Raw genomic sequence first — 22,342 nt, 5'->3', positions numbered from 1 at the left:
TGTATTACGGTGCCTGTCTCGTCTCCCATCACACCGTCTTCACATCTCCGGCCGCCCCACCCACCCTGCGTCCCAAGGGCAGAGCACATGACCGACTGGCAGTTCACCGTCCCCATCACCGGCAGCAAGCACCTCCCGCCGGACGCCCGGTACGTGGAGGCGCTGAGCAGCCAGGGGTACGGCTTCGAGACGGCGGTGGCCGACCTCGTCGACAACTCGATCGACGCCGGTGCCAAGGACGTCGTCATCCACTTTCTCCGCGACGGCGAGCAGCTGGTCTCCCTCCTCGTCGTGGACGACGGCCGCGGCATGGACGAGGAGACCCTGGACGTCGCGATGACCGTCGGCGGGCGCCGCGACTATGCGCCCGGTGCCCTCGGCATGTTCGGTACGGGCCTGAAGTCCGCCTCCCTCTCGCACGCCGATGCCGTGACCGTCGTCAGCACCACCAAGCGCACCCGGTCCGTCGGCCGCCGGTGGCTGACGGAGCACGCCAAGGACGGCTTCCAGTGCGACATCGTGGACGACGACTACGCCCAGGCCCTGATCGACCGCTACGCCCACCGCCCCATCGTCTGGCAGGGCACCGTGGTCCGCTGGGACGGCGTACGGAACTTCCCGAAGCACGGCGGGGGCGGCCAGACCGACCGCTATCTGCACCGCACGATCAACAAGCTGGGCCTCCACCTCGGCCTGCACCTGCACCGCTTCCTGGCCCGCCCCGACTTCAACATCACGATCGCGGTGGAGGACGTCCGCACCGGCACGGTCTACCTCGATTTCGGGGTGGAGCCGCTCGACCCGTTCGGCTACCCCGTCACCGGCAGCGCCGACTACCCGCGCCGTTTCACCGCGCCCGTGCAGAGCCTCGGCGGCCTGCCGCTGGAAGCCCACATCTGGCCCGCCAAGTCCAATGTCGACGAGTACCGGGCCGTCGGTTCGGTGACCGACCGGCAGGGCTTCTACTTCTACCGGAACGACCGGCTGGTCCAGGCCGGCGGCTGGAACAACTTCCGCCAGCCCGAGCAGCACCTCTCCCTCGCCCGGATAGCCGTCGATCTGCCCGCCGTCACCGGCGACGTCTTCCGGCTCACCGTGAAGAAGTCCGGGGTCGAGGCCTCGCCCGAGTTCACCACGGCGCTGGAGCGGGCGACCGACGCGGAGGGCCGGACCTTCCCCGACTACCTCACCGACGCGGACACCGTCTACCGCACCGCCCGCAAGCGCTCCGGCACCACCCGCAAGCCGGTCATCGGACCCGGAAGAGGCATCGCCCCCGAGGTCCGGCAGACCATTGAGGAGGAGCTGCCGCTGCTGTCGCACGAGGACCCCATCACGGTCCGCTGGGAGAAGCTGGACAACGACCTCTTCTTCGATCTGGACCGCGAGGACCCCACCATCATCCTCAACCAGCACTACCGGGCCGCCATTCTCGGCGGCCGGCGGGGCGGGTTCAACGACGCACCGGTGCTCAAGTCCCTGATGTACCTCCTGCTGCACAAGGTGTTCGAGTCCGAGTACGCGGGGCCGCGGGAGAAGGACAACCTTCAGCTCTGGCAGTCCATCCTGGTCTCCGCGGCGCGCAGTGAACTGGACCGGGTGGGCGACGATGACAGCTGACGGAGAGGGCCCCGGCATACAAGGCGACGGGGAGGGCGGCACAGCGGCGGCCGGGCAGCCGTACGCCTCCTGGAGCCGGGTCGAGAGCTTTCTCGGCAGCGGCCGGGGTGTCACCATCCCGCTGCGGCCCTCCGGTGGCCGGCGCGTCGACTACGTCGTGGAGGAGGACGGCGGCATCGCGCTGCATCTGGAACTGGGTCCGCGCCGGCGCACGCCCCACTCGCCGCTTCCGTTGATACGGATCGAGGAGATCGCGCACGAGGGCGTGCGCATGGCCCGGCTGCGACTCACCGAACGACGCCTGCTGCGCGACTTCCACGACCTGCTCAACGCCGTCGCCGAGCGGGTGATCGTCCACGACCGCACGCCCGACCAGGCGTTCAACGAGACCGTCCGGGCCTGGGGTGCGCTACTGGAACGGCCTCGGACCCTCACCACGGAGAAACGTCTCGGCCTGCTCGGCGAGCTGATCGTGCTCAACTCCGTGGCCTCCGAGCACGGCTGGGAGCGGGCCGCCGCCTCGTGGAAGGGCCCGGACGGCGAAGAGCACGACTTCGGTCTCGTCGACCACGACATCGAGGTGAAGACGACCTCTTCCGAGTACCGCCGGCACGCGATCCAGGGCCTCAGACAGTTGTCCCCGAGCCCCGGCCGCGCCCTGTGGCTGGTCTCCGTGCAGCTCACCCGCGGCGGCGCCCACGGCCGGACGCTGAGCAAGGCCGTGGAGGCCGTTCGCGCCCGGATCGCCGACGAAGCACCGGGCGGCCTGCAGCCGTTCGACCGCCGCCTGGCCGCGGCCGGCTGGTCCCCGGAACAGCCCGACGACGAGCGGTGGTCACCGCGCACCGAGCCGCTGGTGCTCCCGGTCGACGACCGGCTGCCGCGCCTCGACGAACGCTTGCTCGCGGGATTGCCGGATACGATCCGTCTCCGCATCCAGGACATCACCTACCGCATCGACCTGTCGGATCTGCCTCCCGCACCCGAACCGCCCACCGAACTGCGGGCTTTCCGCATCCCCTAGCACGGCCGACCGTGCTGCCGACCGAGCCCCGCCACCGCCCGCATCCCGAGGACCCACACCGATGACCACAGAGGACACCTCCGCCGCCCCCTCCGCCCACGGCGACCTGTACGACCTCCATGACGCGGCCCTGGCCGGTATGCGCAAGAAGGGCCCCAAGCCGCTGGCCCGAGCCCTCCGCTTCTACGCGGAGGACATGGACCACGAGGGCACGGACCTCACCGAGGCCGCCCTCCGGGACGTCCTGTCGACGGCGCACACCGACCACGCCCTGCTGTGGCTGTGGCGCAGGCAGCTCGCCGACTGGGACTTCGACTCACGGGCGGACTGGACGGACACGGAACCGCGGACGGAGGAGCGCCGGGCCGCCATCCACGTGGGGCTCGGTCTGGAGCCGGAGACCCGCAAGGTGCTCGACGCCCTGATCCCGGTGTCCAAGCTGACCGGACCGGTCGTCATCAGCCGGGAGTTCACCCCGTGGCGCGGCCGGCGGGAACAGCAGGGGCACCACTGGTACTGGCCGAGGTACGCGGAGTTGCTGGCCCGCAAGGGCTGGGACGCCGACGCCGTCGCGAACCTCGACGAGGCGGCCGAGCGGGTCGTCGAGCGGCTGGCCGACCCGACAGCCGAACAGCCCTACCAGTCGCGGGGCCTGGTCGTCGGCTACGTCCAGTCGGGCAAGACCGCCAACTTCACCGGCGTGATCGCCAAGGCCGTCGACGCCGGCTACCGGCTCGTCATCGTCCTGGGTGGCACGCTCAACCTCCTGCGCGCCCAGACCCAGCGCCGTCTGGACATGGAGCTGGTCGGCCGGGAGAACATCCTGCGGGGCGCAAGCGAGGTGGAGTCCGACTACGCCGCGGACGAGGCGTGGGTCCAGGACAAATTCCTGCGGCACGGCGGGCTGCCCTCCACCCGCGGCGCCTTCGACATCATCCGGCTCACCACCCGGGACAACGACTACAAGCCGCTGGCCCAGGGCATCGGCGCGCTGGAGATCGAGAAGCGCGAGCAGACGCTGCCGTTGTACGACCCGCGCAATCTCCGCCACAGTGCGGCACGGCTGATGGTCGTCAAGAAGAACAAATCCGTGCTGGGCAAGCTGGTCAGGGATCTCAAGAAGATCGGCCCGTTGCTGAGCGAGATCCCGGTGCTGATCATCGACGACGAGTCGGACGAGGCCTCCGTCAACACCACCAGTCCGAGCAAGCCGGACGCCAACCGCACCGCGATCAACGAGAAGATCTCCGAGCTCCTGAAGCTGATGCCGCGCGCCCAGTACGTCGGCTACACCGCGACGCCGTTCGCCAACGTCTTCATCGACCCGAGCGACACCGAGGACGTCTTCCCCCGCGACTTCATCCTCTCCCTGGACCGTCCGGCCGGATACATGGGCGTCCAGGACTTCCACGACCTGGATTCCCCGATCCCGCCGGAGGAGCGCACCTTCGCCAACTCCCAGGAGAAGGCCCACGTCAGGGACGTCCACAGGGAGGACGAGGAAGACGACGTCTGTCTGCGCGAGGCCATGGACATGTTCGTCCTCACCGCGGCCATGAAGGTCTACCGGGAATGCGCGGGCCCGGAGCCACTCGGTACCGGCCACTTCCGCCACCACACCATGCTCGTTCACGAATCGCGCCTCCAGCGCGAACACCGAGAGCTCGCCGCCAAGCTGCTGCGCTTGTGGTACGACGGCGGTTACGCGGGCCCCTCCGGCCGCGAGCGCCTGCGCAAGCTCTACGACGCCGACGTGGCCCCGGTGTCCGCCGCCCGTGCGGAGGGCTTCGCCGTGCCGGCGGACTTCGAGGAACTGGCACCCCACATCGGCGCCGCGTGGATGCGCATCGGCGGCAATGAGAACCCGTTGATCGTGGTCAACGGCGACCAGGACATCGAGCGCGGCGAGGCGGACTTCGACCGCCGCGGCATCTGGAAGATCCTGGTCGGCGGCCAGAAGCTCTCCCGCGGCTACACGGTCGAGGGCCTCACCGTCACGTACTACCGACGCAGCGCGGGCAATGCCTCCACCCTGATGCAGATGGGCCGCTGGTTCGGCTTCCGCAAGGGCTACCGGGACCTGGTCCGCCTCTACATCGGCCGCGGCGAGACCCTGGGCGCCAAGGAGGTCGACCTCTACGAGGCCTTCGAGGCCATCTGCCGCGACGAGGAGACCTTCCGCGAGCAGCTCAAGCAGTACGCGGTCCTCATCGACGGCAGGCCCCAGATCACCCCGGCCCAGGTCCCGCCGCTGGTCTCCCAGCACCTGCCGTGGCTGAAACCGACGAGTCGCGAGAAGATGTACAACGCCCGTCTGGTGGAGGTCCGTTCCCCCGGAAAGTGGGAGGAGCCGACGGCTTACCCGACGGCGTCCACGGCGCTGCGGCACAACACCGGGTTGTGGACTCGCGTCCTGGACGGGCTGTCCACGGAGACCGCCGCGTTCACGTACGAGGGCGGAGGGAAATCTCACCGCTTCAGTGCTTTCACCGGTTTCCTCGCGCCCGACGATCTCATGCCGCTGCTGCGCTCCCTCAAGTGGCAGACGGGGCAGCAGTTCGAGCCGCATCTCGCCTACCTGGAAGAGATCAGCAAGTCGCCCCGTCAAGTCGACGATTGGCTGGTCCTCGCTCCGCAGCACGCGGGCAGCGGCAGGCGGGCGGCGATCGGCGCGTCGGACCGGTCCTTCTCCTGGTTCTCCCGTGACCGCCGCCGCGGACCGCTGTTCGGCGCGATCAGTGAGCCGAAGCACCGTCCCGCCGCTCATCGCATCGCCGGGGCCGTTCCGTCGTGCGGCGACCTCACCACGGAGCGGTACGTCGCCGAGCGCCGCGGTGTCGTGGTTCTCTACCCGATCGTGGAGCCGGAGCACCGGGTCGACGTCGAGGCCACCGGCCGGTTCGACCCAGGCCGAGTGGTTATGGCGTTCTGCTTCGTCGCGCCCGCTTCCGCGGAAGGAAGCGACAGCCGAGTGGTCCGCTTCACCACCGTCGACTCCTCCCGCGAGGACCAAGCGATCATCCAGGTCTGAGAACGCGGTGTCCCGGGCAGCATGACCCCCCGGGACACCGCTCACAGTGCCGTCCCCCCGGGACGGCACGAAGGGGGACATCCGACGTGCCCGCACGTGCCCGCCTCACCTCGGTCGACGTCTGCGCAGGCGCAGGCGGCCTGGCCCTGGGGCTGGAAGCCGCCGGCTTCGACCCGGTGGCCCTGGTGGAGAACGACCCGAAGGCCTGTGCCACCCTCCGGGCCAACCGCCCGCGGTGGAACGTCCTGGAGATGGACCTCCTCGAATTCGACCCGGAGGAACACCAGTACGTCTACGACGTGGACCTGTTGGCGGCCGGCTTGCCGCGGGTGAAGTCCAACGCGTCGGTCAAGCGCGCCGAGGACCGCTATGAGCAGGAGCTGCTGCGCGCCACGATCTGGCTCGTGCCCGGGATCCGACCGCGCGCGGTGCTGATCGAGAACGTGCCCGAGCTGGTCCAGTCCGATGCCTACGCGGACATTCGACGCTTCGTGCACGAGGAACTGGAGCACCTCGGGTACCGCCTGCACTGGCGGGTACTGAACGCAAGCGGCTTCGGCGTCCCACAGGACCGCAAGCAGGGCCTGCTGGTCGCGCTCCGCGACGATCTCGCGGACGGCTTCCAATGGCCCACCCCGGACCCCGTTCCGCCGCAGACGGTCGGCGAGGCCCTGAAGAAGTCCATGGCGAGCGCCGGCTGGCCCCACGCGGAGGCGTGGGCGAATCGAGCCTGCCGGATCGCTCCCGCGATCGTCGGCGGCTCGAAGAACCGTGGCGGCGCGGACCTCGGACCCACCGGCACGAAGAGGTCCTGGGCGGCGCTGGGCGTCAACGGAGGCAGCATCGGGGACGAGCCCCCGGGCCCGGACTTCCCCTGGCTCCCGGAAGGCGACCCGAAACTCCTCCCCAAGCTCACGGTCCCGCAGGTGGCCGTTCTCCAGGGCATGCCGATCGACTGGGTCCTGGCAGGCGGCAAGACCTCAAGCTACCGACAACTCGGACATGCCTGCCCGCCTCCGCTGGCCCGTGCCGTCGGCGAAGCGGTGGCCGACGCTCTCGGAGGCCCAACCTCCTTGCTGTGAACGTCCTCTCTCACCCGCAGGACAGTGGGCCGCGGAGGAACTCGGGAGCACAGCCCTCCTCCTGTTCGCACCGAGCGCCCCACCGGTAAACTGCACGGGGTCCTCCCGCGTGCTGATCACAGGTGCAGGATCGGAGACCGTCCGCGCAGCCGGACCGTTCATCACCACCCCGACCGGGAGACCTCGTGCACAGCACCAAGATCGTCGATCTCTTCGCCGGGCCTGGTGGTTTGGATGTGGCTGCGCAGAGGCTCGGGATTCCGGTCGTCGGCATCGAGTGGGACAAGGACGCCTGCGAGACCCGACGCGCCGCCAAATTGTCGACGGTCGAAGGCGATGTGCGGGACTTCAGACCCGCCACGAGGCACAGTCCCGAGGTCGAGGACAAACTCGCGTCGGAACTCGAGCATATTCGGACGGCCAACGTTCTGGCCGGCGGACCGCCCTGCCAGACCTATACGGTCGCCGGCAACGGCGCTGGGCGCAAAGCGCTTGATCACGTGCTCATGCTGGTAAAGCGGATGACGGATCGCGATAAGACCGTCCGTCTGGACATTCTGGGTGAGGACGAACGCACAGGTCTGGTACTGGAGCCTCTGTACTGGGCTCTCGCAGCCATCGACGCCGGGCACGCCTATGACACCATCGTCTTGGAGCAGGTACCAGCCGCGCTGCGGGTCTGGGAGGCCATGGGCGAGGCCCTGGCGGGCGAGCGCTACCAGGTGGCTCACGGGATTCTGCGCACCGAGCAGTTCGGTGTGCCGCAGACCCGCCGCCGCGCTGTGCTGATCGCTCGGCGCAACGGCGTGGCCGCCCTGCCCGAGCCGACGCACCGCCCCTACCGCAAGGGCGTACGCCGCGAGGACGGTGACCCGAATCTGCTGCCCTGGGTCACCATGGAGAATGCGCTGGAGCGTGAGAAGCCCTATGTCGTGATCTCCAACTACGGCACCGGAGGAGATCCCAAGGCCCGTGGCCGACGCCGCTTCTTCGAGCCCTCTGCGACTGTCACAGGGAAGATCTCACGCAACAGGGTCGTGACCCCTCGCGGCACCGAACGATTCACCGTGGCCGAGGCCGGTCAGTTGCAGACTTTTCCGGCCGAGTACCGCTGGCGGGGTCGAGCGATCGCCCAGCAAATCGGGAACGCCATTCCTCCCCGGCTGGGTATCCACATCCTCGCGGCAGCCCTCGGAATCGACCGGGAGAACCGCGACCGCGCTCTCGAGTCTCTCGACAACGACACGCTTCGCGGCCGCCGGGAGCCCGCCATCTCAGAGGTGGCTCGTGACTTTCACCAGCCCGAGCTGGCGTAGGGCTTGTCCAGACTGACGCCCTGCGAGGGGATCGGCTTGACCGCCGTGCCGTGCGGTTCGGCGCGCCCCCGCACCGGCGCCTCCGCGAACAACCCCTCGAAGCAGCGCACCATCGTCGTCACCGAGCTCTCCGGGATCCGGCCGTCCTTGGGGCCGTCCGGGAGCGACTCCCACGGTGCCGGCGGTGCCGTCTCGATGTCGCGGATCCACTCCCACAGCCCGTCGAGCTCCGGGTCCTCGTCCGGTGCCATCCCGTCGTAGAAGAGGGTTGTCCCGGCGCTGTTGATCGCGGTCGCGAGGGCGTTCACCTCACGGCCGGTCCGCACCGTGCCCCGCTCCAGGAGTCGAACCACCGCTCGCGCCGACGGCCGGTGGTCCATGATGTCGAGCCGCAGCACGGTGTTCAGTACGTCCTGATTGCCGCAGGCGATCTCGGCGGTGCGGTAGTCGTCGCCGTTCCGGAAGAGTTCCGCGGCCCACCACAGGCGCGCGAAGGTCTGGGTGTCGTGCCGTCCGGAGAACCGTCGAGCGGCGACCTCCGCCGGCTCACCGTCCGCTTTCCCCTTCCCCAAGTGTCGCCAGACCACGTAATCCGGCGCGACGACGAGTGCGAGGAAGTTCCAGAGACCGGTGTCGGAAGCCTCGGCCCGGGTCATACGGATCGTGGCGTGCAGGCGGGGCGCGAGCCAGGCGTCGGCACGGGTCCGCGAATCATCGCCGAAGCGTCGCATCGCCTCGTCCATGAGTTCGCGCACCGGATACGTCGCCCAGCGGGCGCTTCGCTCCTCCGGAGGTGTGGACGCCCGCAGCAGCGCCACCCGCGGCGGCTCCTCCTGCCCCGTGCGCACACTGCGGGTGAGGTACTTCGCGGCGGTCGAGTCCGGGAGAAGCGCCAGGAAGTCCGGGAGTTCGGCGGTGTTCCGGCTCATGACCGGGCCCCTTCGGGTCGATCGATTGTCCTGATCGCGGTGCCGAGATTCTTCGCGACCCGAGCCCTGCGCGAGGCCGCGTAATGGATGCGCGACTGGACTTCGTGCCATCCGCTGCCGTCGGCCCTGCTGCTGTGCACCTCGAACAGCGCGTCGGCAGGCGGTAGATCGGGGTACACATCCGGGAGCATGACGCGCAGGACCGAGTCCCGCCAACCGCCCGGCCACTGCGGTGTCCCGTCGTCGTCCACTTCGAGTTCGCCGATCGCGGAGTGGAACATGGCGCTCCACGCCTCGGCGGCGATCTGGGCGGCGACCGTGCCCCGCAGCGCCCGCTCGACCGGGGTGCCCCCGGTGTCGAGCAATTCCTTGAGCCCTTCGAAGGCGAGGTTGAGGTACACGGTCGGGATGTCCCCGCCGGCCGTCTCCACCAACCAGGGCGCGTCCTTGAACGGGTTCAACCACGCGTGCTCGGCGGCACGGAAATCCACTTCGCTGATGTTGAGATCACGCTGTCGAACCGGGGTGCGCACGGCCAGATCGACGATCCAGGAACGCTCGCCGGTCCCGATCACCCGACCACCGACACCGTCGACGGCCGCGCTGACGACGAACTGCAGGTCGGCACGCCTGCGATGCAGGTCCCGTGCCAGGATCACACTGCCCCTCCAGTCGCCCTGCGCGTCCCTGGAGAGTCTGCCGACGGTTCTGGCGTTGGTCGCCCCTTCGGTCAACACCGCGTAGCACTTCACGTCCGTCCAGGGGCCGGAGGACAGTTCCCGCTCGGGGAGGGTCGCTCGGAGTTCCAGTCGGGCTTCGCGCCAGTCGGGGTGCTCGTTCTCGTGGAGCGCCACCACGTGCTCCTGTCGGGAGATCATATGCAGCGGCTGCTGCCTGCCGTCGAGGCTCGCGCCGGTCACCTCGATGCACACGTCGCCCGCGAGCGTGGCGTACGGAAAGACGGTCCTCACGCCGACTTCGCCCTCGCCCTCTGCAGGTCGACGACCAGACGGGCCATCGCGGCGGCCACGGGGTGATCGAGCACATCCGTGACACCGCTGAAGGAGGCGCTGCGCACGCCCGCCGCGCAGCGCAGCAGCCCGTCCTCGATCACGCAGTTCTCCCCCGCGGCGAGCTCCGCCCATCCGACGCGGGGTCGGCCACCGGACCGTACATCGAACTTCGCCACGGGTTCCAGAAGCCACGGGTCCTCGCGTGACGGGAGTTTGATCTCCACCGAGACGTGCCAGGCCCCGGCTCCGTCGACCCTGCCGTTCACGTGCCGGATCGTGGGATGTCCCTCGACACGCCGGGGCACACCGGCACCCGGAGTGTCGAGTCGCAGGAGTTCACGGAGCACTGCGGGGCCTCCCTCCCGCTTCTCCTCCCGTCGTGCGACGAGACGCCGCACGGCCGCGTCCATTTCCTTGCGGAACTCGGTGATGCGGGTGCGCGCCCCTCGGGCGTATGTCGCGGCGAGATCCTCGGTCTTGTTCCAGTCGTTGTGCTCCGGCGGCTCGGCCGCCCGGAGGAATGCCTCGGCCGACTGCGCCTCCGGGGACGCGTCTCCGGTTGCGAGTCCGGCGAGGAGCACGGCCTGGAAGGCGTTGGTACCCAGTGGCAGGTCCCGCACCCGCCGTTCCATGACGCTCATGCGGTTCCCGCGCATGCACACCAGCTTGTTCGGATCCTTGTCCTGGTCGTCCGCCGGTGTCACGAGGACGATCGCATGGTGTTCGGCGCCTCCTCCGGAGCGCCTGCCCTCCGACGTCAGCGGAGGAACGCGCAACGGCACACGAGCGACGGCCACCTGGTGTGCGCCTGTCAGCTGCTCGACCGTCTCCCCGTTGAGGTACGCCTGTAGCGCGCGGGCGCGGGCGGGCTGCAACTCGTGTGGGTCCACCCGCTGTTCCGGCACCAGCACATTGCCGTTGCGGAGGGTGGTCACCGACGCCTCCAAGAGTGGCGCCGTGTGCCGGCCGGACGTCATGGCGGCCCAGAAGTTCTCGCCCAGGGCGGTCACCAGCTTGTTGTGCATGTCCTGCAGTGTCTCGGTGTCGCCGGCGGCGTCGTGAGCTCCGACGACCAGGAAAGACGTTCCCGGCTCGGGGCTCTCGCGCTCCAGATGGAGTGCCTCTGTGGTCTCCCGATCCGCCCACCAGGAACGGGCGATCCCGTCACGCGAAGGGTCCGTGTCGGTCTCGCCGAGCCATGCCGGCCCTGCGAAGGCCTTGTCGCCGAGCGTGTGCCAGGGCAGTTCCACCCTGCCGATGACCCGTCGCTCCGTACGGCCTTCATGGGCTTCCGACAGCGTGCTGTTGATCAGCACGAGACCGATCCGACTGGTGCCCCACAGAGTGGCTTTGCCGAGGCCGTAGGAGCCACCGGCCTGGTTGCCGCTTTTGTTGCTGTTGAGCTGGTCCCGCACCACGGCGGCGAACTTGCTGTCGCCGTACTCGGCTCCGACGAGCCCCGTGGCGTTGTAGTCGTCGACACGCAGCAGGAGCAGGCTTCCGCTCTCCCGCAACTGTCGCAGTCCTTCGGCCAGGACACGACCGACCTTCTGTCCCCGGCCGGCGGCCGCGTCGTAGTGGGGTTCGAGATCGTCCCAGCCCAGGGCGACGAGAAAGGCACGCAGGTGCTCACCGCTGAGCTCGTGCAGGGTATGGCGGACCCGCACGGGTCGACCGGTGTCCAGACGTTCGTCGAGGCTGTTCTGTGTGGCCTCCCGCGCCAGGACGGACAGGTCCGCGTCGAACGCGAAAGCGGCCGCGTTACCGAATTCGCGCCCGCCGTCGGCGTGCGCCGGCCGGTGGTACCAGGAGACGGGTGCGCCTGAGGACACCTCGGCGTTCCGGCTGTGAACGCTCCACTCGTCGGTGCCCAGGGCCTCGGCGATGGCCCGCTTCACGGCCTCCCGCGGCTCCGCACGGCCGGCGATCCATGCGGACACGGCGGCTCGCGTGAGTCCGAGCTCAGCGGCCAACTGTTCCTGCGTCGTGTCCCGACGCCGCAGTTGGCGGCCGAGCCAGGCGCCGAACGCCGTTGCCCCCTCTTCGCCCCCCACCGCTCCTCCTGACCCGTCGGCGACACAACGATGGCTCCATCCAAGCAGATGTGACACGGCTGATCGGTGGACAACCTTCTTGCCACCCCGAAGGTCTCCCCGTCCCGCATGGGCTCATCGGCGGAGAATCCGGTTGACGTCCGAACAGGCCGGTACCGCAAGTCCCTTGCGCACCGACTGTACGGCTTTTAGAGTGAACCATGCATCAGTGGACTGAGTTCACAGATGGATAGCTGCGTCCGCACGCTCGGGCTTACGACACGGACTCCTCGGGTTCGCCCCACTGTCAACGCCGCGCGTGGCCGCTCGACATGCCGCCACCACCGACGCGGACCCGCGCCTCGTCGGTCACCGCACGACACAGGAGTCCGCCACCATGAGCGCAGCCATGTCCGGTGCCTCGGACGTTGTCACCGTCGTCCTGGAACAGTCCCAGCGCATTCTGGACGTCTACCGGGCCGACCCCGGGCACGTCACGGAGCACGCCAACGGTGAGCGGCGCATCACCCAGGGCGGTTACGGCGAACGGCAGATCTACGAACTCGTCCAGAACGGCGCGGACGAGATCCAGGACCACGGCGAGGGCCGTATCCACGTCCTGCTCACAGACACCCACCTGTATTGCGCGAACACCGGGTCCCCGATGACTGCCGCGGGCGCCGACACGATTCTGCGGATGAGCGTGTCGCGCAAGCGCGGCGGACAGATCGGCCGCTTCGGCGTCGGTGTGAAATCCGTCCTGAGCGTCACGGACACCCCCCGGTTCTACGGCCGCGCGGGGAGCTTCGGCTTCGACAAGGAGTGGTCCGCCCGTCAAATCCGCTCGGTGGTGACCTTGGAGGACGGCACGGAGACCCCTGTCCTCCGCATGGCACAGCCGCTGGAACTGACCGAGGCCTGTGCTCAGGATCCGCTTCTGGCCGCGCTCCTGGAATGGGCGACGACCGTGGTGGTCCTCCCCCTCAAGCAGGGGGCCGCCGACCGCCTGGGCCGGGATCTGCGCGGGTTCCCGACACACTTTCCGCTCTTCTCTGCCCACGTCACCGCGATCGTCCTGGAGGACCGGCGGTCGCAGCGCCCCATGGGCCGGATCCTCACCCAGCGGGCCACCGGCACGACGCGCGTCATTCGCGAGGAGGCCAACGGGAAGGAACTCCGCACCGAGCGCTGGCAGGTCTTCTCCCGGGACCACGAACCGTCGCTCGGCGCCCAGGAGACGGCCGGTGAACTGCACGAACGCCCCACCATTCGCATCTCCTGGGCCGTACCGCACAAAGGCGTGAAGGCACGCAAGGAACGAGGGCAGTTCTGGGCGTACTTCCCGACCAACTACGACACCACGCTCACCGGCGTACTCAACGCTGCCTGGAAGACGAACGAGGACCGGCAGAATCTGCTGCAGAGCGAGTTCAACACCGAACTCGTTCGATCGGCGGCGGAGCTGATCGTGGACTCGATCCCGGAGCTCCTGGAGCCGGAGGACCCCGGCTCCTACCTCACCCTCCTCACCGCTCGTGGCCGTGAGGCCTCCCAGTGGGCCGACAGAATGATCAGCCAGGATGTTCTGACGGTGGCCGCACGCCGTCCGTCCCTGCCCGACCAGGCCGGGACCCTGCGCGTACCCGCCACCTTGCGTCTCCACCCGGAGGGCCTGCGACCCGAGTGGCTGAAGCTGTGGGCGGATCACAAGGGCCGCCCCGACAACTGGTGCCACCACAGCATCGAGAACCGGGAACGTCGGTCCCGGGTGCGCGACATCTTGGAGACCGCCGGTCGTTCGGCGTCCTCCATCCGGGAATGGCTCGAGGCTCTCGTCTCCGACGGGTCCGCGGAGGGATCGGCGATCGCCCTGCGCATCGCGGCCGACATGCAGCGCAGCGCCTCGGCGTTCGCGGCGGAGGCCGTCACCGCGCACATCCTCCTCACCGAACGGGGCCGATTCATCGCCCCGACGCGGGGTTGCGCGTACCGGCGAACCCCGGTGGGCGGGCAGCGGCTCCAGGACAACTGGGACTATGTCCACGAAGACGTCGTCCGGGACCCCGAAACGGTTCGGGCACTGGAGGATCTCGGCATTCCGGAGGCCGACGCGGAGGGTCGCTTCAGGGCTGTCCTGGACCGCGGCTTCTCGCACTACGACAACGGTGACTGGGTCGAGTTCTGGTCGCTGCTGCGGAGCACCAACGGCGACCGTGCCGTGTCCGCGATCCTGAACGGAGTCGCCGACTTCAAAAGGACGTTGAAGGTCCGATGCGCCGACCACACCTTCCGTCCGATGCACGACTGTCTGCTCGCGGGTCGTGTCGTGCCCGCCGACGGTTCCCGGGATCTCTCGGTCCTGGTCGATCCCGAGTTCCACAGCACGGATCTCGCGGTCCTGCGGGACCTCAGGATGACGGACGCGCCGATCGCGGACGTCAACCCGCGAAGGGACGGTTGGTACGCCGAGTACGAGGAGAGCCTCCGCGAGGACTACTACAAAGCCCTGCCCCCGGACGCCCCCCGCACCTCGCCCTCCAGAATCGTCATCGACGGCTCGAACCCGGCCGGGCCCCTCCACCTGCTCACCCGGCTCTCCCCGGAAGGAAAGGCGGAGTTCGTCCGGGCCCTGCCCCGGCACGGCATGGTTCACCACTGGCATCTCCAGATCGGCAAGAGCCGGAACGCGGATCGGCAGGCGGTGCAGTCCCCGATCGTGTGGTTGATCAAGAAGGAGGGGTCGATCCCGACCTCCCTGGGCATGCGCGGGACCACCCGGTGCGTCTCCCCCGCGCTCGACGCCCACAGTGATCTTCTGCCCGTGGCCGATCTCGACGAGGACACCGCGACGGCACTGCGGCTGCCCACACGGCTCACGGACATCGATCCGGGCCTGTGGTCGGAGCTGATCACGCGTATCCACGAGAGCACCGACGACACGTTCCCGGGACGGGCCTACGCGCTGTTGGCCCTGGCCACGGACGAGGGCGTCGACGTTCCCTGGCCCGCCGACCTCGACACCCGTTGTCGAGTCGGTCGGGAATGGGCAACCGAACCGGACGCCGACATTTACGTGACCGCGGAGCCTGGTCTCCACCGAAGCCTGGTCCAGCACGGGCTGCCCGCCCTCCTGGTGCCCGCCCCGGAGGACGCCGATCGCATGAGGCGTCTCTGGTCGATGAAGGACGCGGCGACCGCCGTGCACGAGGAGATCGAGCACACCCCGGCCGGGGACCGCGTGCCCCTGACCGACCTGTACCCCCGTCTGCGTCTCCGGCTGGAGCGGGGTGTCGACTGGCATCTCGTGCACTGCTCGGTCCTGACCAAGGTCGTCAGCACCGACAACGGCCAAGTGGTGCAAAGCCTGACGGAGGCACGAGTGGGCTCGGACGTACTCGTCTGCGGCCCGGACGACGAATTGTCCGTTCTATTCGCCGCCGATCGAGCCCTCGGTCTGCGCATGGGCGAGGACGGCTGCCGTGCCCTGCTCGCTCAGCAGGAGAAGGACCGAGCCGGCAAGAGGTTCAGCGCCGTGCGGGACGAGCCGGACCCGGCACGGAAACTGCTGTTGGCCGTCGGTGTGGACCGGCTGCGGGAACACCTGCCCGCGGGCCTGCAGATCACGGACGAGGAGCTGACCGGACGACCGGCCGACGACATGCGCATCGCCCAGCTCGTCATGGCGGTCCACGGGGACGATGTCCTCCGCATCCTCGCACCGACTCTCCGGGAAGCCGGCTTCGAGGCACCGCACCAGTGGGTGGGCGGCGGCACCACGCGGGCCTTCCTCAAGGAATACCGCTTCCCGGTCTCCTGGGCCGGTGGTCAGAACGCGAGTCCGGCCGAGCCCTACGAGACGGTCGGCGGCCCGCGGGACCTCCCCCCGCTGCACGCGTACCAGGAGGCGATCGTCTCCAACATGTACGAGCTGCTGGTGCGGCCCACCCCGGGCCGGGCCATGTTGCGGCTTCCCACCGGTGCGGGCAAGACGCGCGTCGCCGTGGAGGCCACGGTCCGTGCCCTGCGCGAGGGCCGGTTGCGCGGTCCGGTGCTCTGGATCGCGCAGAGCTCGGAACTCTGCGAACAGGCCATCGAGACCTGGCGATTCGTCTGGGCCCGGGTCGGTTCCACCGCCGACCTGCGCATCAGTCGCATGTGGCAGGGCTACCGCCCGACCCCGATCGAGGACGGCCCTCACGTCGTGGTCGGAATCGACGACACTCTTGTCAAGCATCTCGGCACCGACCAGTACGCCTGGCTGCGCGCCGCCTCGGCCGTGATCGTCGACGAGGCGCACTTCGCGATTCCCAAGACCTACACGCGGATCCTGGACCACCTCGGCATCGACCAGTACCGGGTTTCCCGCCCCATGGTCGGTCTGACCGCGACGGCCTTCCGCGGCACCAACGAGGAGGAGACCCGCCGGCTGGTGAATCGCTTCGGTGGCGCACGGCTGGATCTCGGAGTCTTCGACGAGGACGAGGACAACCCCTATCCGCACCTTCAGCGACTGGGCGTCCTCTCACAGGTCGAACAACGCGAACTCAGCGGAGGAACGGTCGCGTTGACGGCCGAGCAGATCAACGCCGTGACGAACAGCAACAGCATGGCCCTGCCCGACGGAGTCGCCCAACGGTTGGCGGACGACGTCAGCCGGACGAAACGCATCATCGACGAGATCGAGAAGCTTCCGGCCAACTGGCCCGTGCTGGTCTTCTCCACCTCCGTGGAGCACTCCAAGGTGCTGGCGGCGCTGCTCTCGGACCGAGGACTCACCGCATCCTCCGTGGACGCGAGCACCCCGACCGGCATCCGGGCCCGACGGATCGACGACTTCCGCAAGGGACGGACGCAGGTCCTCACCAACTACAACGTCCTCACCCAGGGCTTCGACGCGCCCGCGGTACGGGCCGTGGTGGTGGCCCGTCCGACCTACAGCCCCAACACCTACGTGCAGATGATCGGCCGGGGTCTGCGGGGTCCGCTCAACGGCGGCAAGGACAGCTGCCTGATCCTCAACGTCCGCGACAACATCCAGAACTTCGGCCGCGACCTGGCCTACACCCAGTTCGAATACCTGTGGAAGAAGGCGAAGTGACAGGCCCGTACGAAGGCGCCCCGGCTCTCACCGACGAGCAGCGCGCCGTGGTGGAGCAACCGGCCGACGCACTGCTCCTCGTGACCGCCGGCCCGGGCGCCGGCAAGACACACACTCTGGTGCGCCGGCTCGACGCACTCCTGGAGGACGAGGGTCTGAGCACCGGCGAGATCCTGGTCCTCAGCTTCTCCCGCGCGGCCGTGCGGGAGCTCAGGGAGCGACTCGTCCGGAGCGGTGGCGAGGAGGCACGCCAAGTCCGCGTGATGACCTTCGACTCCTGGGCGCTGTATCTGCTCACCGAGTTGGAGGCCGACACCGACTGGAGAACCAAGTCCTTCGACGAACGCATCCGGGCGGCGACCCTCCTGATCAAGGAGAAGAGAACCAACGAACTCTACGAGGATTCACTGCGCCACGTGATCATCGACGAGGTCCAGGACCTCGTCGGACATCGCCGACAGTTGGTGGAGTCCCTGCTGGCGACCTACGACTGCGGCTTCACCGTGGTCGGCGATCCCGCGCAGGCCATCACCACCTTCCAGGTGCGCGACGATTCCAAGCTTCTCGAGCAGGAACCCAACGGGTTCTTCGGCTGGCTTCGGCAGGAGTTCCCGGGCGAGCTGATCGAATTGCGTCTCGACCGGAACTTCCGGGTGCTCACCGACGAGGCCGGGGTCGCGCTGCGCCACCGGAACGCCGTACTCGACCACTCCGAACCGGGCTGCACCGGTGGCGAGGATCTCTACGACTCGCTCCGTGCCCAACTGCTCTCCCTGGACGAGTACGGCGACCTCGGCGCCGCCTATTTCCAGGAGCCGCTGCGTGACAGCAGCAGGAGCACCGCGGTGTTGTGCCGGAAGAACGGTGAGGCACTGCTGATGTCCGACCTGCTCCACGGCATCGGCATCGACCACCAGCTGCGCCGGACAGCCCGCGACCGGTCGGCTCCGGCGTGGATCGAGGCCCTGCTGCGCCGGGCCGGCAGCCACGTGCTCACCACCAACACGTTCAAGAGCCTCTTCCCGGATCTTCCCGACCTGCCACGGGATCACGACGCGGACCGCATGTGGCGACTGCTGCGTGCCTGCGCCGGCGACCGCACCGGTCGCACCGTGGACCTCTCCCAGCTCCGGGACGCACTGGCCGGTGGTCGCCTGCCGGACGAGCTGACCGCGCAGCCCTCACACCATCTCGTCATCTCCACCTTCCACCGCGCGAAGGGCCTGGAATTCGACCGGGTGATCGTCGTGGATCCGGGACCGCTGCGGGAATCCAAGGACGGCTACGAGGTCGACCCGGCGGAGGAGGCACGCACCCTCTATGTGGCGCTGACCCGTGCTCGGGAGGAGCTCCACCGTCTGCCGCCCCGAATCACCTGGCTGGTGCGCAAGCACCAGGACACCGGCCGCTGGGCGCGATACGGCCGGCAGAAATGGCAAAGGCACGGGTTGGAGATGCTGGGCACCGATGTCCACTCCGTTCATCCCGCCGGGACCGCAGGGTTCAGCGCCGACCCCCGGGCACTGCAGGAGCACCTGCGCTCCGAGCTGCGCCCCGGCACCCCGCTCGCCCTCGTCAGGTACGAGGAAGCCGAGGTGCCGTCCACGACTGGCGACCAGTCCCTCATGGCTCCGCCCTACCTCGTGTGCGAAGGAGACCGTCCGATCGGCGTCGTCTCGGAATCCTTCCGGCGGGACCTCTACCGCTTCATGCGGCGGAGCGCGCGTCACCAGCCGACCTCCTGGCCCCTCAAGATCACCGAAATCCGGGTCGACGCCATCGAGACCGTCAGCGGCAGCAGCGCCGCCGGTGCCCGTGCGGGGCTCGGTGATCTCGGTGTCTGGCTGGCACCTCGGCTGACCGGCCTCGGCCACTTCACGTACGACTCCGGCACCGACAAGGCGGAGGGCGACCATGCCTGACCACACGGAGCACTACCGTTTCCGCGAGGAACTGGTCACCCGGCTCCGGGCCGACCTCCTCGGTCCCTCGGGCGAGAAGGCCGGCTCCGAGGAAATCCTGAACGACTGGCCGATGACGGCCTACGCCATCGGCGTGCTCCATCCGCAGATCGTGGAGACGGAACGCGCACGCGCCGAAGCGGCCGAAGAGGACTACGACGACGCGGACTCCACCCTGACCGTGGACGAGACCCCCGACACCGGGGTCGTCCTGGCCAACCTCCGCAAGCCCTCCGCCACCGGCCTCACCTTCGCGGTGGACACCGAGGTGTCCGACACCATCGAGATCCGTGCCGAGGCCGCGGTCTACGAAGCCGTCGACCGCGACGGCAATCCCGTACAGGCCGTGCGGGCCGAACGCCGCACCACCGACGAGCAGGGCCGGCGCTGGCGCCGGCACCCGCTCGACCTGCGCCCCGTATCCGTGAACGTCATGGAAGGAACCCCCGGGCCCATCCCCTGGCCCCCGGCCTGGAGCTGCGTCTCCGCATCCGCCCGCCGATGCGCCCCGGGAAGGTGGTCGCCGTCACGGCGACTCTGGTCAACACCCATCGCATCGGTGTCGACCAACTCCAGGATCCCCACTGCTTCTTCCAGGTCGGACTGCGCGTCGCGACCCCGGGGGGCGCGCGGGCCTTCGTGGAGCGCCCGGCCGCGGGCGGTGTCGACGACGAGATGCGTCTCAACCGGCTTCTCCACCGGCACGCCCCGTCCTTCGCCACCGGACACGGCTGCGCGGCCGACTGGTACCGGGAGACCCCGCCGGCGCGGAACCTGACGGCGGAGAACGGCCGACCCGCGGCGGTCTCAGCGGTGTGGACCGAGGCGATCCCCACGTACGAAGTGCTGCTCACCGACTCGAATCCGGAGATCGACGTCAGCGGCCTCGGTATGCGGGGGCTCGGCAACAACGCTCCCGCCAACGTCGTGAGGACCCTGCGCCGCCTGGTGGAGGGCTACGGCCGCTGGATCTCCGATCGGGAGGCCGATGCCGCGGCACTCCGCGGAACGCACTACGGCGACACCGAGTACACCCGAATCGCCACCGAGCAACTGCGGCTCTGCCGCGTGGCCCGTGATCGTATGGTCGCCGGCATCGACCTGCTCGAACGCGACGCCACCGCCATGGAGGCGTTCCAACTCGCCAACCGTGTGATGGCCACCCAGCGCGCCCGTACCGAGTGGATCAGGAACGGCTCCGTCGGGGAACCGAAGGAAGACGAAGGCGTCTGGCGCCCGTTCCAGATCGGTTTCCTCCTGCTCTGCCTCAACGGCATCGCCGAGGCCGACCACGAGGACCGTGAGGTGGCCGACCTGCTGTGGTTCCCCACCGGCGGCGGCAAGACCGAGGCCTATCTCGGTCTCATCGCCTTCACCGTGTTCCTCCGCAGACTGCGGCTGAGCCCGGCCGGTGGCGGCGTCACCGTCTTCATGCGTTACACCCTGCGCCTCCTCACCCTGCAGCAGTTCGAACGGGCGGCGGCCCTGATCTGCGCCATGGAGTTCGTACGGTCGCGGGACCGCGCGCGCCTCGGGGAGGACCCGATCTCGATCGGCATGTGGGTCGGCAAGGCCGCCACCCCGAATCACCTGGACAAGAAGACCGACGACAAGTCCGCCGACAAGATGCTCCGCAAGCTCAAGAGGGGCGATCAGGTCCAGGAGGCCAATCCGGTCCAGTTGCGGTCCTGCCCCTGGTGCGGGACCGCGATCGACGAGCGACAGTACGAGATCGACGCAGCCCTGCGCTGCATGGTCATCTCCTGCCCGCTGGCAAGCTGCGAGTACCGGGACGGTCTGCCCGTGCACCTGGTGGACGAAGCGATCTACCAACACCACCCCACGCTGGTGATCGCGACCGTCGACAAGTTCGCGCAGGTGACCTGGCGGGACGACGTCGCCGCGCTGTTCAACCGCGATCTCACCGACAGGGGCACCCCGCCCCCCGAACTGATCGTTCAGGACGAACTCCACCTCATCTCGGGCCCCCTCGGCACCCTGACCGGACTGTACGAGACAGCCGTCGATGTCGCGGCCGGTCGACCGAAGGTGATCGCCTCCACAGCGACGATCCGTCGTGCCCGGGAACAGGGCAGAGCCCTGTTCGACAGAAGGGACGTGGCGCAGTTCCCTCCGGCGGGCATCGACGCCCGGGACTCCTGGTTCGCCGTGGAGGCCCCGGCGCGGGACAAAGCATCCCGCCGCTACGTGGGGTTGCTGGCGCCCGGCACCTCCCAGGCCACTCTCCTCGTACGGGCCTACGCGTCACTCCTCCACCACGCCTCCCGCATCGAGGGAGACGCGGCGGTGCGCGACGCCTACTGGACTCTGGTCGGGTACTTCAACAGCCTCCGTCTGCTGGCGGCCGCGGAACTCCAGGTCCGGGACGACGTCCAGGATCGGCTCAAGCTGCTCACCGATCGGGACGGGGCCGAGAGCGGAGTCCGGTCGACCGAGATGCTCGCCGAACTCACCAGCCGCGTCGCCTCCAGCAGGATTCCCGCTCAGTTGAAGGCACTGGAGACCCGTTACCCAGACCCCAACGCCCTGGACGTCGTTCTCGCCACCAACATGATCTCGGTCGGCGTGGACGTGGACCGGCTCGGCCTCATGGCCGTGCTGGGCCAGCCACAGACCACGGCGGAGTACATCCAGGCCACCAGTCGCGTCGGCCGGCGGCACCCGGGACTCGTGGCCGTGCTCTACAACTCCGCTCGTTCGCGGGACCGCTCGCACTACGAGGGGTTCGTCCCCTACCACTCCGCGCTGTACCGCCAGGTCGAGTCGACCAGCGTCACCCCCTTCTCGCCCAGGGCCCGCGACCGCGCCCTGCACGCGGTGTTCGTGGGTCTCGCCCGGCTCACCATCCCGAACGCTCGCCCCAACGCCGCGGCGAGCCGGGTCGAATCCTTCCTCGGTGAGCTGATCGGTCTGCGCACAACCCTCGTGAACCGGGCCCGCAGCGTCGCGGGCGGGGTGGGGGACGAGGCGCGGAAGCAGGCAGCCGCGACGGCCGAGGAACTGGACGCGTTCATCGAGCACTGGAGAAAGCTCGCGGTCGACAACCCGAAGCTCGTCTACGAGGCCCCCTACCGCCACCGCCGAAGCGACGTACGCGAGCCCTGGGCCGCGCTTCTCCGCACCCACCAGGACGAAGACCTCTCCGAAGCGGAACCGACCCTCTGGAGCTTCCGCGACGTCGATGTCGAGTCCGACCTCTACCTGGAGCACTGAC

General features: G+C 69.0%; 12 protein-coding genes. 9 read left to right on the top strand and 3 right to left on the bottom strand.

Annotated elements, in window-relative coordinates:
* The first annotated feature begins 87 nt into the window (after window positions 1–87).
* The 5 genes from E4N63_RS20540 (at window position 88) to E4N63_RS20520 (ending at window position 8,073) form a co-directional block, all read left to right on the top strand.
* Complete coding sequence (locus E4N63_RS20540; protein ID WP_230241391.1) at window positions 88–1,620, top strand: ATP-binding protein; 1,533 nt, start codon at window positions 88–90, stop codon at window positions 1,618–1,620.
* A complete protein-coding gene (locus E4N63_RS20535) occupies window positions 1,610–2,644 on the top strand; it encodes a PD-(D/E)XK motif protein (protein ID WP_230241390.1) in 1,035 nt (344 codons plus the stop codon). The genes E4N63_RS20540 and E4N63_RS20535 overlap by 11 nt, the downstream gene beginning before the upstream one ends.
* Before the next feature lie 61 nt (window positions 2,645–2,705).
* The gene (locus E4N63_RS20530; RefSeq protein WP_230241389.1) at window positions 2,706–5,675 is read left to right on the top strand and encodes a Z1 domain-containing protein; all 2,970 of its coding nucleotides are present in this window, start codon (window positions 2,706–2,708) and stop codon (window positions 5,673–5,675) included.
* Between the two features lie 86 nt (window positions 5,676–5,761).
* Window positions 5,762–6,757: a DNA cytosine methyltransferase gene (locus E4N63_RS20525; RefSeq protein ID WP_230241388.1), complete on the top strand. Its 996-nt coding sequence runs from the start codon at window positions 5,762–5,764 to the stop codon at window positions 6,755–6,757.
* 185 nt (window positions 6,758–6,942) lie between these two features.
* A complete protein-coding gene (locus tag E4N63_RS20520) occupies window positions 6,943–8,073 on the top strand; it encodes a DNA cytosine methyltransferase (RefSeq protein ID WP_230241387.1) in 1,131 nt (376 codons plus the stop codon).
* On the opposite strand, the gene E4N63_RS20515 is transcribed toward E4N63_RS20520, so the two are convergent.
* The 3 genes from E4N63_RS20515 to E4N63_RS20505 are packed head-to-tail and all read right to left on the bottom strand — an operon-like array spanning window position 8,052 to window position 12,069.
* The gene (locus E4N63_RS20515) at window positions 8,052–9,002 is read right to left on the bottom strand and encodes a DUF6339 family protein (protein WP_230241386.1); all 951 of its coding nucleotides are present in this window, start codon (window positions 9,000–9,002) and stop codon (window positions 8,052–8,054) included. The two genes, E4N63_RS20520 and E4N63_RS20515, sit on opposite strands and share 22 nt — an antisense overlap.
* Window positions 8,999–9,973, bottom strand: coding sequence for a hypothetical protein (locus E4N63_RS20510; RefSeq protein ID WP_230241385.1), 975 nt, complete (start codon window positions 9,971–9,973; stop codon window positions 8,999–9,001). The genes E4N63_RS20515 and E4N63_RS20510 overlap by 4 nt, the downstream gene beginning before the upstream one ends.
* Entirely contained in the window at window positions 9,970–12,069 is a 2,100-nt protein-coding gene (locus tag E4N63_RS20505; RefSeq protein WP_230241384.1) for a helix-turn-helix transcriptional regulator, read from the bottom strand. The genes E4N63_RS20510 and E4N63_RS20505 overlap by 4 nt, the downstream gene beginning before the upstream one ends.
* A 376-nt stretch (window positions 12,070–12,445) precedes the next feature.
* Here E4N63_RS20505 and E4N63_RS20500 point away from each other — a divergent pair, with 376 nt between their 5' ends.
* From E4N63_RS20500 to E4N63_RS20490, 4 genes are read left to right on the top strand one after another with little or no spacing between them, the layout of a single operon-like run.
* The gene (locus tag E4N63_RS20500; protein ID WP_230241383.1) at window positions 12,446–17,146 is read left to right on the top strand and encodes a sacsin N-terminal ATP-binding-like domain-containing protein; all 4,701 of its coding nucleotides are present in this window, start codon (window positions 12,446–12,448) and stop codon (window positions 17,144–17,146) included.
* Complete coding sequence (locus E4N63_RS20495; RefSeq protein ID WP_230241382.1) at window positions 17,143–19,068, top strand: ATP-dependent helicase; 1,926 nt, start codon at window positions 17,143–17,145, stop codon at window positions 19,066–19,068. Before E4N63_RS20500 ends, E4N63_RS20495 begins: the two co-directional genes overlap by 4 nt.
* Window positions 19,061–19,885 (top strand): hypothetical protein, encoded by an 825-nt coding sequence (locus E4N63_RS31215; protein ID WP_308188724.1) that lies wholly within the window; start codon window positions 19,061–19,063, stop codon window positions 19,883–19,885. Before E4N63_RS20495 ends, E4N63_RS31215 begins: the two co-directional genes overlap by 8 nt.
* Complete coding sequence (locus tag E4N63_RS20490) at window positions 19,783–22,341, top strand: helicase-related protein (RefSeq protein WP_308188723.1); 2,559 nt, start codon at window positions 19,783–19,785, stop codon at window positions 22,339–22,341. Before E4N63_RS31215 ends, E4N63_RS20490 begins: the two co-directional genes overlap by 103 nt.
* Window position 22,342 lies beyond the last annotated feature (1 nt).

Source organism: Streptomyces sp. MNU89 (assembly GCF_020982505.1).
Taxonomy (GTDB): domain Bacteria; phylum Actinomycetota; class Actinomycetes; order Streptomycetales; family Streptomycetaceae; genus Streptomyces; species Streptomyces xinghaiensis.
The sequence above is the reverse complement of the archived record's forward strand: the minus strand, read 5'-3'. Positions and strand labels throughout refer to the sequence as shown.